This window comes from Phytobacter sp. V91 (assembly GCF_965644225.1).
Classification (GTDB): domain Bacteria; phylum Pseudomonadota; class Gammaproteobacteria; order Enterobacterales; family Enterobacteriaceae; genus CBFFRJ01.
Genome location: NZ_CBFFRJ010000147.1, coordinates 1 through 11,810, shown reverse-complemented (window position 1 = coordinate 11,810; position 11,810 = coordinate 1). Strand labels below are relative to the sequence as shown.

Annotated in this window: 11 protein-coding genes; 7 read left to right on the top strand and 4 right to left on the bottom strand. The window is 56.0% G+C overall.

From position 1 onward, the window contains the following. Positions 1-219 precede the first annotated feature (219 nt). The 3 genes from ACSZO4_RS21970 to selB all read left to right on the top strand — a co-directional run bounded on the left by ACSZO4_RS21970 (position 220) and on the right by selB (position 4,164). On the top strand, positions 220-828 hold the full coding sequence (locus ACSZO4_RS21970) for a glutathione S-transferase (protein ID WP_437891179.1): 609 nt from the start codon (positions 220-222) through the stop codon (positions 826-828). Positions 829-931: 103 nt separating this feature from the next. Next, positions 932-2,317 (top strand): L-seryl-tRNA(Sec) selenium transferase, encoded by a 1,386-nt coding sequence (gene selA, locus ACSZO4_RS21965; protein ID WP_437891178.1) that lies wholly within the window; start codon positions 932-934, stop codon positions 2,315-2,317. Further along, positions 2,314-4,164 carry a selenocysteine-specific translation elongation factor gene (gene selB / locus ACSZO4_RS21960; RefSeq protein ID WP_437891177.1) on the top strand — a complete coding sequence of 617 codons (1,851 nt, stop codon included), beginning with the start codon at positions 2,314-2,316 and terminating at the stop codon, positions 4,162-4,164. Before selA ends, selB begins: the two co-directional genes overlap by 4 nt. A gap of 68 nt (positions 4,165-4,232) precedes the next feature. Here selB and ACSZO4_RS21955 read toward each other — a convergent pair whose 3' ends face one another. Both ACSZO4_RS21955 and ACSZO4_RS21950 read right to left on the bottom strand, forming a co-directional pair. Then, positions 4,233-4,532 (bottom strand): helix-turn-helix domain-containing protein, encoded by a 300-nt coding sequence (locus ACSZO4_RS21955; RefSeq protein WP_437891176.1) that lies wholly within the window; start codon positions 4,530-4,532, stop codon positions 4,233-4,235. Then, positions 4,533-4,889: a type II toxin-antitoxin system RelE/ParE family toxin gene (locus ACSZO4_RS21950; protein WP_437891180.1), complete on the bottom strand. Its 357-nt coding sequence runs from the start codon at positions 4,887-4,889 to the stop codon at positions 4,533-4,535. Between the two features lie 305 nt (positions 4,890-5,194). Between ACSZO4_RS21950 and ACSZO4_RS21945 the strand changes: the two genes are divergently transcribed. The 3 genes from ACSZO4_RS21945 to dbpA are packed head-to-tail and all read left to right on the top strand — an operon-like array spanning position 5,195 to position 7,215. Next, entirely contained in the window at positions 5,195-5,362 is a 168-nt protein-coding gene (locus ACSZO4_RS21945) for a type II toxin-antitoxin system HicA family toxin (protein ID WP_437891175.1), read from the top strand. A gap of 16 nt (positions 5,363-5,378) precedes the next feature. After that, positions 5,379-5,786: a type II toxin-antitoxin system HicB family antitoxin gene (locus ACSZO4_RS21940; protein WP_437891174.1), complete on the top strand. Its 408-nt coding sequence runs from the start codon at positions 5,379-5,381 to the stop codon at positions 5,784-5,786. Between the two features lie 55 nt (positions 5,787-5,841). Beyond that, entirely contained in the window at positions 5,842-7,215 is a 1,374-nt protein-coding gene (gene dbpA, locus ACSZO4_RS21935; RefSeq protein WP_437891173.1) for an ATP-dependent RNA helicase DbpA, read from the top strand. Positions 7,216-7,258: 43 nt separating this feature from the next. On the opposite strand, the gene ACSZO4_RS21930 is transcribed toward dbpA, so the two are convergent. After that, the gene (locus tag ACSZO4_RS21930; protein ID WP_437891172.1) at positions 7,259-9,235 is read right to left on the bottom strand and encodes a glycoside hydrolase family 127 protein; all 1,977 of its coding nucleotides are present in this window, start codon (positions 9,233-9,235) and stop codon (positions 7,259-7,261) included. Beyond that, positions 9,222-10,622: an MFS transporter gene (locus ACSZO4_RS21925; RefSeq protein ID WP_437891171.1), complete on the bottom strand. Its 1,401-nt coding sequence runs from the start codon at positions 10,620-10,622 to the stop codon at positions 9,222-9,224. Before ACSZO4_RS21925 ends, ACSZO4_RS21930 begins: the two co-directional genes overlap by 14 nt. Before the next feature lie 259 nt (positions 10,623-10,881). Here ACSZO4_RS21925 and ACSZO4_RS21920 point away from each other — a divergent pair, with 259 nt between their 5' ends. Then, complete coding sequence (locus ACSZO4_RS21920) at positions 10,882-11,700, top strand: helix-turn-helix domain-containing protein (RefSeq protein WP_437891170.1); 819 nt, start codon at positions 10,882-10,884, stop codon at positions 11,698-11,700. Positions 11,701-11,810: the final 110 nt, after the last annotated feature.

Genomic DNA, 11,810 nt, shown 5'->3' with positions numbered 1-11,810 from the left:
GATTCGCGCGACTGACTTAAAGGTCAAACCTTTCGGAGTCCCCCGGCAAAGCCGGGGGTTTACCGGACTTAATTATCTTACACCCCGCGCGATACATGCGACGTGCTGCCTAACATAGCCAGATAAGTTTTCACAATTATGAAACGGGTGCTGTCCTTCAACTCAGGGTGGTACATACTTAGGGCTTTGCTGGCGACAATTGGCGACAAGGAGAAGGCAATGAAACTGATTGGCAGTTACACCAGCCCGTTTGTACGCAAAATTTCCATTATCCTGCTGGAAAAAGGCATTACCTTTGAGTTCGTGAACGAACAGCCCTATAACGCAATCAATAACGTGATGCATTACAACCCGTTGGGTAAAGTTCCGGCGCTGGTCACCGACGAGGGCGACGTCTGGTACGACTCGCCGATCATCGCTGAATATATCGAGTTGCTGAATATTGCTCCGGCTATGCTGCCCCAGGATCCACTCGCGGCGCTGAAAATGCGTCAGATTGAAGCCCTGGCGGACGGCATTATGGATGCGGCGTTGATCTCCGTGCGCGAATCAGCCCGCCCGGCAGCCCAGCAGTCAGAAAGCGAGCGCCAGCGCCAGCGGGAGAAAATTAATCATAGCCTCGATTGCCTGGAGCGCTACCTCGACGAAGGCCTGCTGCGCGGGGACGCGCTTGATCTGGCGACCGTCTCCGTTGCCTGCGCCATTGGCTACCTCAACTTCCGCCACGTTGCGCCTGGCTGGTGCGTTGACCGGCCACTGTTGGTCAAACTGGTCGAAAACCTGTTCCAGCGCGAGAGTTTTGCCCGTACTGAACCGCCTAAGGCTTGATACCCGTTATGTCCGCCTGAAAAAAGTCGCTGTACAATCCTCCTTACGTTAAACCCCTCTCCCGGCGGGAGGGGCAACCCTCAGCCAGGGCTATTGTATAAACATGGAACATCAGTCGCTGTACAGTCAGATACCTTCAACCGATCGCCTGCTGCGTGACGAGGCTTTCGTTCCCCTGTTGACCACTTTTGGCCACCGTCGCGTGGCGGACGCTTTGCGCCAGTTGCTGGATGACGCCCGCGCGAATATTCGCGCCCATGAGGCGTTGCCGGACTGGAGCGATAACTGGGCGCAGGCGGCTTATCAGCGACTGGCTGACGAGAATGCCAGCGCACTGCGTCCGGTTTTCAATCTCACCGGGACGGTATTGCACACCAATCTCGGGCGGGCGTTGCAGTCGCAGACCGCTATTGACGCTGTTGCTCAGGCCATGCGCGCGCCGGTTACCCTGGAATATTCGCTGGATGATGCCGGTCGCGGTCACCGTGACCGGGCGGTGGCGGATCTGCTCTGTCGCCTGACGGGGGCCGAAGATGCCTGCATCGTGAACAATAATGCGGCAGCGGTATTATTGATGCTGGCAGCCACCGCCAGCGGTAAAGAGGTGGTGGTCTCCCGTGGTGAACTGGTGGAGATTGGCGGCGCGTTTCGCATCCCCGACGTGATGCGCCAGGCTGGCTGCGTATTGCAGGAAGTGGGCACCACCAACCGCACTCATGCAAAAGATTATCGTCAGGCGGTGAATGAAAATACCGCCCTGCTGATGAAGGTGCATACCAGCAACTATCACATTGAAGGCTTTACCAAAACGGTGGAGGAAGCCGAGCTGGTCGCCCTGGGCGAAGAGCTGAATGTGCCGGTGATTGCCGACTTAGGCAGCGGCTCGCTGGTGGATCTTAGCCAGTACGGATTAGCGAAAGAACCGCTGGTACAGGAGCTGATTGCCGCAGGCGTCAGTCTGGTCAGTTTCTCAGGGGATAAGCTGCTTGGCGGCCCGCAGGCGGGGATTATCGTTGGCAAAAAAGCGCTGATTGAGCAGCTTCAGTCTCACCCGCTCAAGCGCGCATTACGGGCAGATAAAATGACCCTCGCCGCCCTGGATGCCACTCTGCGCCTCTACCTGCATCCGGAAAAACTGCGTGAAAATCTGCCGACGCTGCGGTTACTCACCCGGACAGAAGATGACATTCGCAGTCAGGCGCAGCGGTTGCAGGCCGCCCTCGCCGGGCGCTATGCAGAACACTTCAGCCTGCAGGTGGAAGCGTGTCAGTCGCAGATTGGCAGCGGCTCGCTTCCCGTCGACCGTTTGCCGGGCGCGGCCCTGACCTTTACTCCGATTGATGGCAGTGGGCGTCGGCTGGAAGCGCTGGCCGCAGCATGGCGCACGCTGGAGCAGCCGGTGATTGGCCGCATTTACGCTGGCCGCCTATGGCTGGATATGCGTTGCCTTGAGGATGAACCCCGTTTTCTGGAGATGTTGCTGAAATGATTATCGCCACTGCCGGGCATGTCGACCACGGTAAAACCACCTTATTGCAGGCGATTACCGGCGTGAACGCCGACCGCCTGCCGGAAGAAAAAGCCCGTGGCATGACTATCGATCTTGGCTATGCCTACTGGCCGCAGCCGGACGGCAGCGTGCCGGGCTTTATTGACGTTCCGGGTCACGAGAAATTTCTCGCCAATATGCTGGCGGGCGTCGGGGGTATCGACCATGCGCTGCTGGTGGTGGCCTGCGACGACGGCGTGATGGCCCAGACCCGCGAACATCTGGCCATTCTGCAACTGACCGGCAACCCGGCGTTAACGGTGGCGTTGACCAAAGCCGATCGGGTGGATGATGCCCGTATCGACGCGGTGCGCAAAGAGATTCAGACCGTACTGGCGGAATTTGGCTGGCAGGATGCGACCTTCTTTGTGACGGCGGCTACGCAGGCGCGCGGTATCGATGAGCTGCGTGCGCACCTGTTGCGGCTTTCTGCCCGCGTCCACCCGCAGCATCAGCGTTTTCGCCTGGCGCTGGACAGGGCCTTCACCGTCAAAGGATCCGGGCTGGTGGTCACCGGGACGGCGCTGTCGGGGGACGTGCGGGTGGGGGATACCCTCTGGCTGACCGGCGCGGATAAACCGATGCGCGTACGCGGTCTGCATGCGCAAAATCAACCCGTAGCAATGGCCCATGCCGGGCAGCGTATTGCGCTCAATATTGCCGGGGATGCGCAGAAAGTAGAGCTGACCCGTGGCGACTGGTTGCTCTCAGCCACGCCGCCGGAGCCTTCAGAACGGGTTATTGTGGCGCTGCAAACCCACGCGCCGCTGACCCAGTGGCAGCCGCTGCATATTCACCATGCGGCCAGCCACATTACCGGGCGCGTTTCCCTGCTCGATAACTCTCTGGCTGAGCTGGTGTTGGACACGCCGTTGTGGCTGGCGGACAACGACCGGCTGGTGCTGCGCGACATCTCTGCCCGCGAGACACTGGCGGGTGCGCGGGTGGTTAATCTGCATCCTCCACGCCGAGGTAAGCGTAAGCCGGAGTATCAACAGTGGCTTGGCGCGTTATCGCAGGCGCAAAGCGATGCCCAGGCGCTGGCGGTACACCTGCAGCGTGGGGCGGTCAATCTCCCGGCCTTTGCCTGGGCGCGGCAGCTCAATGACGCCGGGCTTGAGGCGCTGGTCAATGAACCGGGTTTTATTCGTGCCGGGGATAACCTGCTGAATGCGCCGATCGGAGCTAACTGGCAGCGTAAATTGCTGACCACGCTTGCGACCTATCATGAACAGCATGCCGATGAACCAGGCCCCGGACGCGAGCGCCTGCGGCGTATGGCGCTGCCGATGGAAGACGAAGCGCTGGTGCTCACGCTGATTGAGCAGATGCGTGAGCACGGTGATATTCACAGCCACCACGGCTGGCTGCATTTACCAGGTCATAAAGCCGGCTTCACCCCGGAGCAGGCGGCTCTATGGCAACGTGCGGAGGCGCTTTTCGGCGATGAGCCCTGGTGGGTACGCGATATGGCGCGAGAAACGGGAGCGGATGAGCAGGTGATGCGCGGTGTGTTACGGCAGGCGGCGCAACAGGGGTTAATTACGGCGATCGTCAAAGATCGTTATTACCGCAACGATCGGATTGTGGCCTTTGCCAGCATGATCCGCGACCGGGATCCATTACAGGGTTCAACAAGCGCTGCTGATTTTCGCGATACCCTTAACGTCGGGCGCAAGCTGGCTATCCAGATCCTCGAGTACTTCGACCGTATCGGTTTCACCCGCCGTCGCGGTAACGACCATATCCTGAGAGATAAGGCGTTGTTTACGAAAAACGAAGGTTGAGTGCAAGGTTGCTGATAATCGACTTAATCAGGCCAGGCCCACCGCTGCAGGTGGGCCTTCTGGAATGGCTATAAATCAAACGCGATGTGTTTACCGTTAGGGAGCTTAACGTCAATGCTGAGTTCCCCACCCAGGGCAGTCACATAACGTTTGAGTGTCGAGAGTTTCGGGTCATTGCTGGTTCTCTCCATCCGTGCCAGAGTCGGTTGAGCAATGCCCATCGACAGTGCCATTTCAGTCTGGGAGATCTCCAGTTCTTCGCGCAGTCGATAGAGTGTGAGCTCCATGCGCAGTGCCTCGGCTTTTTGATTGATACGCGCCAGGCTTTCAGGGCTTTGCTCTGCTAACAATTCGTCCAGAGTTGGCATTTATTTATCCCCTTTCAGAGAGTTGAGATTTTTCGAGAACTCTTTATCAGCAATTCTAATCATGTCTTTGTAAAATTGTTTCTCATTCAGACCCGTTTTGCCGCCTGCACACAAAACGATGCCGTTACGTTTCGGATCGAATGCAAAGAAGGCACGAACAGGATCGCCTTGATGCTGAATACGAAGTTCTTTCATATTCGGGTATTTAGAACCCTTAACGGTATCCGCAAAAGGTCGTCCCAACCGAAGTCCTTCTTCCCTTAAAATTTTCAGTATGGCGAGGGTATTTTCTTTCAACGCCGGGCTTTGTTGCTTAAACCACGTAACAAATAATTCCGTTGTTATGACTTCCCACATGTCTTGCATCCATAGCATCCAGGCTAAAAAATGATTATAGCGTTAATGCTATAAAAGAAAAGTGATGAATTTATGCGCAACACATGGCTAATGCCAGCGGGAAAACGGTAAATCCAGGTAATGCCCTGAACCTCAATTCAACCCGAGTGATATCTGAAGGGAAACTTTTGCGTACCTCTTCCCAGGATGCTTCTTCTCCCAATGAAACCCGCTCTTTACTGCGCTAATGTGATCGCTATGAATTAATGTGTGTATAGTGTGTATACTTCAGGGTGGGAGCAAGGAACGTGACCAGCGCAGAGGTGATGACAATATTGAAAAAACAGGGATGGGTTCTGATCAGAACGAAGGGGAGCCATCATCAATTTAGTCACCCCCATCGGCCTGGGCTGGTGACGGTTCCGCATCCTCGTAAAGACATCAAATCCGGCACGCTGGCGCAAATCTGGCGGCAGGCAGGCATTAAACCTTAATTCGCAGGAGCCAGAAATGTTTTATCCGGCCTATATTCATTCTGATGCTGATGGCAGCGCCAGTGGTTTTTTTCCGGACGTATCCGGCTGTTTTTTTGCGGGAGACAGCCTGAACGAGGCGTTTCAGGATGCGCAGAGCGCACTGACCGCGCATTTTGAAACCTTGTGCGAGTTGGGTGAGGTACTGCCAGCGGCATACCCGGTTGAACGGCATTTGAAACAACGTGCAGATGAGTTTGTTGGTGGGCAGTGGCTATTGGTGGATATCAATATGAAACAGTTCGATGGTCGGGCTGAACGCATCAACATTACTTTGCCTCGCCGCCTGCTATGTAAAATTGATCTCTTTGTGCAGGATAACCCGCAGTTCAGCAATCGCAGCGCGTTTCTCGCCGAAGCGGCCCGCCGCGTATTGCCTGGCTGACCCGGCCCACAGAGTCTGCTAGCATAGCGGCCTGCCACTACTTCTGGATAACACCGTGACTGCCTTTTCAACCTTAAACGCTTTGCCTCCTGAACTCCTCGCCAATCTGAACGAGCTGGGTTATCACACCATGACCCCGATTCAGGCGGCGGCGCTGCCGGCAATCCTTGAAGGGAAAGACGTGCGCGCGCAGGCAAAAACCGGCAGCGGTAAAACGGCTGCCTTCGGTCTGGGCCTGCTGCAACATATCGAAGCTGGCCGGTTTGTGACGCAATCACTGGTGTTATGCCCGACGCGTGAACTCGCCGATCAGGTGGCGAATGAGCTGCGTCGTCTGGCGCGTTACCTGCCAAACATCAAAATCCTGACGCTGTTCGGTGGTGTGCCTTTTGGCGCCCAGCGTGATTCGCTCCAGCATGCCCCGCACATCATTGTTGCTACGCCGGGTCGCCTGCTCGATCACCTGCAAAAAGGCACCGTCTCGCTGCAGGCGCTGAAAACCCTGGTGCTGGATGAAGCCGATCGCATGCTGGATATGGGCTTTAGCGATGCCATTGTCGAGATCCTCGGCCATGCGCCAGCGGATCGCCAGACGCTGCTGTTCTCGGCGACCTGGCCGGAAGGCATTGCCGCCATCAGTACCCGTTTTCAGCGTGAGCCGCTGAACATTGAAATCGACAGCGTTGATGCCCTTCCGGCGGTTGAGCAGCAGTTCTTCGAAGTTTCGCGTCGGCAAAAAATTCCGCTGTTGCTGAGCCTGCTGAGCAAGCATCAGCCCGCTTCCTGCGTGGTGTTCTGTAATACCAAAAAAGATTGCCAGGAAGTCTGCGATGCGCTGAATGAGCAGCGCCAGAGCGCGCTGGCTCTGCATGGCGACATGGAACAGCGCGATCGCGACCAGACGCTGGTGCGTTTTGCCAACGGCAGTAGCCGCGTGCTGGTGGCCACCGATGTTGCCGCGCGTGGGCTGGATATCAAATCACTGGAAATGGTGATTAACTTCGAGCTTTCCTGGGACCCGGAAGTGCACGTCCACCGTATTGGTCGTACCGCGCGTGCGGGCGAAAGCGGCCTGGCAATCAGCCTGTGTGCGCCGGAAGAGGCCCAGAGAGCGGCGATCCTTAGCGAGATGCTGGCCCTCTCCCTCGACTGGAAAGAGCCGGTTATCAGCAGCAGCTTCAAGCCGCTGGAGGCTGAGATGGCGACCCTGTGCATTGATGGCGGCAAAAAAGCCAAAATGCGTCCGGGCGATATTCTTGGCGCGTTGACCGGGGATATTGGGCTTGATGGCGCCGACATCGGCAAGATTGTGATGCACCCGATGCACGCCTACGTGGCGGTGCGCCAGGCGGTGGCGAATAAAGCCTTCAAACAGCTTTCGCAGGGTAAAATCAAAGGCAAAAACTGCCGGGTTCGCCTGCTGAAATAAGCGATAAAGCAATTGATGGCCGGTAGGCCATCAATTGTGCTCATCACCTTTCTTCGTTCACCCAGATCCGCATCTCGCCCTCGCCGCGATTCGCCCAGCTAAACCACGGGATAAAGGTTAATGTCTGTGGCGTACTGCTGGCAGGCTGCTGGTCGTAACGCCAGAGCGGCTGCTGCGTGGCATCCGGCGCGGTGCGCTTCGTTCCCTGCGCCTGAATCAGCATCTTATGGGCGAAGATCCCTTTGCCTTCAAAGACTCTGACGTCAGCATCCGCGCCCAGCCACAGGTTATGCAACTCTTCCCCGTTATCCGCCTCTTCAAGGCAGTAAACCAATGGCCCGCGCTGGAGCGCTACTTTGCCGGCAACATGGCGCAGTAGCGGGTTGCCGTAAATCCGCCGCACCGGCATCGGCAAAGTGAGGGTTAAGGTATCGCCCTCCTGCCAGCACCGCTGAATATGCAGATAACCTTTGCGGACATTCGTCATTGCCAGCTGCGCGCCATTAAGCTGCACCTGCGGTTTCGCGCACCAGTCCGGCAGGCGCAGAGCAAGCGTATGGTCGACCGGCTGCGGCGAATCGATGGTAATCCGCACCTGCTCCTGCCACGGATAATTGCCGCTGATCTGCAGGCGTAGCGTCTTATCGTTGACCGGGATCTCAACGCTGTTGCCGATGTAGAGGTTGATATAGAGCGCGTCCTCGCGCGGCGTGTAGAGGTAATGGCCGAGCGAGGTGAGTACCCGGGCAATATTCGGCGGGCAACAGGCGCAGCCAAACCAGCGCTGACGAACCGGTTTCACATGGTCGTAAATGTGGTTGAACTTCAGTGATTTCGGATGCACTTCCAGCGGGTTGACGTAGAAGAAATGTTTGCCGTCGAGCGCCATACCGCCGAGCACGGTGTTGTACAGCTCGCGCTCCATCACGTCGGCATACTGACTGTCGGCTTCCATCTCCAGCATCCGGCGGGCAAACATCATCAGGCCGATGGAGGCGCAGCTTTCGGCGTAAACGGTATCATTCGGCAGGTCGTAATCACTGCTGAAGGCTTCGCCGCTGCTTTGCGAGCCGATGCCGCCGGTGATGTACAGCTGGCGCTGAACCATATTGTTCCACAGACGCAGGCAGTCCTGGCGCTTACCTTCGTCCTGGCTTAACCGCGCCAGGTGCGCGACCCCCGTCATCAGGTAAACGAACCGCACCGCATGACCGATGGCGGTTTGTTGTTCCGAAATGGGCTGATGCGCCTGGCTGTAGGCTTTGTCTTTCACCATCCACGCCGGGCCGTAGTTGTGCCAGTAGGAAGTGCGCCCACGCTTTTCATATTCGACGTCATAAAAATGCGGCTGCGTACCTCGCTGTTCAACAAAATAGTTTACCAGCGCCATATAACGCGGCTCCTCGGTGACCTCGTACAGGCGCATCAACGCCAGTTCGATTTCCGGGTGGCCGGGGTAGCCGTGCAACTGGTTAACGCCTGGGCCAAAAACCGTATCGATATGGTCTGCCAGGCGGCAGACCACCTCCAGAAGACGGCGTTTTCCGGTGCCCTGGAAGTACGCCACGCCCGCTTCAATCATATGCCCGGCGCAGTAGAGCTCATGACACTCGGCGAGGTTAGTCCAGCGCTCCTGTGGCGCTTTCACCGTGAAATAAGTGTTGAGATAGCCGTCTTCGCACTGGGCGGCCGCCACCAGTTCGATCACCTCATCGGCGGTCTTTTCCAGTTCAGCGTCGGGCTTCTGGCACAGGGACCAGGCGACGGCTTCCAGCCATTTTGCGACGTCGCTGTCCTGGAAGACCATGCCGTAAAATTCCCCTTCCTGAAGCCCGGCCGCGATACGAAAGTTTTCAATCGCATGGCTGGGATCGGCCTCGCTAATCCTGTCATTCAGCGCGTCCCATTGATAGGGGATCACGACATCACGCACCAGCTGTTGATACTGGCCGAGAAAGGCATCGTTGATTTTCAAGGTATGCAGACTGACTTCCATTACAGACTCCTTAAGACTGAACATGACGCTGACGCAAATCGGTAGCGATACGCGCCATCAACGGATTGTTGAGCTTGCAGGCGCGGATGGAGAGCGCCAGTAACAGGTGGAACAGGGCCGGCAGCAGCGTCTCCATCATGGTGATGCCCTGAAGCGATGCAGGCGTTTGATTCCCCGCGCCTGGCTGATAGGCGACAAAGATAAACACCAGGCTGATGATGCCCGCGCTTGAGGCCCAGGCGAGCTTGATGAAAAACAGGTTGAAGGCGAAGTTCATCCCGGAAGAGCGCACGCCGGTTTTCCACTCACCGTAGTCGTCCGAAAATGCCATCAATGAAAAGTGCAGCGGCAGGGTGAAGCCGAGGATAACCCCGTTACCGAGAATCACCGCCAGCCACAGCACCTGGTAGGCTGGCCCGACGGGCAGGAACCACATCAGCACCGACAGCGCGGCCAGTACCAGATTGGTGTAGTAGTAGAGCTTCACTGTATCAATACGCTTTGACAGCGGGTTAACGATCACCGAGCCGAGGATAGAGGCGAAGGTCACCATGGTGAAAAACAGCGAGGTGTAACCGGTGCTGCCTTCAAGCACATAGGTGATGAAGTACATATAGCCGCCGCCGCGAATATTAAACACGTTGATAAGCAGGAAGGACATCAGCAGCATCAGCAACAGCTGGTCATTTTTGCGCAGCCCCGCCATATGCTCCCGCAGGGTGAACTTGCCCATCATCTCCAGCGGCACCCGTTCGCGCACCCAGAAGAAACAGCACAGGAACATTACCACCGCAATGGCGCAGAGCACGCCAACACCCAGCTGGTAGCCTTTTGCCGCATCGCCCTGACCCAGCGCGGAGACCAGCCACGGCAGACCAACAGACACCAGGAACCCGGCCACGCCGCACAGCACAAAGCGCCAGGACTGGCAGGAGATCACCTCGCGATGACGGGTGGTCATGGTGTTGATTAACGCGCAGTAGGGCACGTTGATGGCGGTATAACCGACGGAAAGTAGCAGGTAAGTACCAAAGGCCCAGGCAATTTTCACGTTCATGCTGGCATCGGGTACGGTAAAGGTCAGTACCCCGATAATGCCGATGGGCAGGGCAATCCACAGCTGCCAGGGGCGAAAACGTCCCCAGCGGCTTTGGGTGCGGTCAGCAATAATCCCCATTACCGGGTCAGAAATAGCATCAAAAATACGTAATGCCATAAACAACGTACCGACCAGCGCCGGGGTTAAACCAAAGATATCGGTATAGAAAAAGGTCAGGAAATTCATGATCAGACAGGTAATTACCGTGCCGCCTGCATCGCCCAGCCCATAGCCTATCTTTTCACGTACGGATAATTTATCGTCCAGCGCCTGTTGCGCCGAATCGGTTGTTGAAATTAATGTCGAAGTCATGGAGAACGCCTCACGTATTCGGAGATTTTGTTTCCAGAATTAATCCGCTCGGGGCAGATTTTGTTTTGTAGTTTGCAAAGTACCTTTTTATTTTGCATTGAATTCAGTACACAACAAGGGAAGGGAAAAGTACAAAAAGATGACGATTCCGACCTGATTGAGAAAATGTGATTTCGATCCGGCGTAAGCCTGTTTTTTCATTGATAATCAATAACGCATTGACTTTTCCTGCGCCGAAATAGCGAGAATTGATATATTTATGCTCGAATTATCCATAACACTTCCGATCCGGGTACAAAATGGCGGGCTCTTTATTTCCCGTGGTGTGGGGAGCCATCCCTCGCGGACGCTTCATTCCTGGGAAGTTATTTTTGTGGAAAAGGGGACATTAGCGATTCGGGAAGAGGAAAATGTTTTTTGGGTAAATGCCGGTGAAAGTCTTATTCTCTGGCCGCAACGGCGTCATGTTGGCGTTGGTGAATTTCCGGCGGATTTAAAATTCTACTGGCTGCATTTTGAATTAACCCCTTCGCTGGAAAAATCATTACATCAATCGGTATTAATGTTGCCGCAGCATACCGGATTGAGCGATCCGCAATATATGACCGGGTTATTTCGCCAGTTTTTACATGAGCAGGAAAATGTACATCGCAGCGTGGCGCTGGAGTGTATTTTACTGTTGATCCTGCAACAAATATCCGCCTCCGCACTCAGTGAACGGGCTGCCGATAACCCCGGCATTGCGCTGGCCTGGAAAGCCCGGCAGATGATTGGCACGCACTTTCATTTACCCATTTCGGCGTCGGTGCTGGCGAAAGAGTTGCACTGTAATGTCGACTATCTGGGGCGGGTCTATCGCCGGGCATTTCGCCTGACGCTGACCGAAGCCATTCATCGCCAGCGGGTGCGGGCAGCGGAAAAGTTACTGGTCGGGGATTCACTGTCGTTAAAAGAGGTGGCGGAGCAGTGCGGTTTTCACGATGTGGGTTATTTTCGCCAGATTTTCCGCAAGCACACCGGCATTACGCCCGCGGCCTGGAAACGACGGTATTGTAAGGAGCATATTAATTCGGGGTGAATGGTGCGCTCTTTTCCCCTCTCCCCGGAGGGAGAGGAATCCCCAGAAAAAGTGAAAGGCACGATGAAGTGTGATCTACTGGTTGCGCTAACAAATCAGAAGAGACCTCA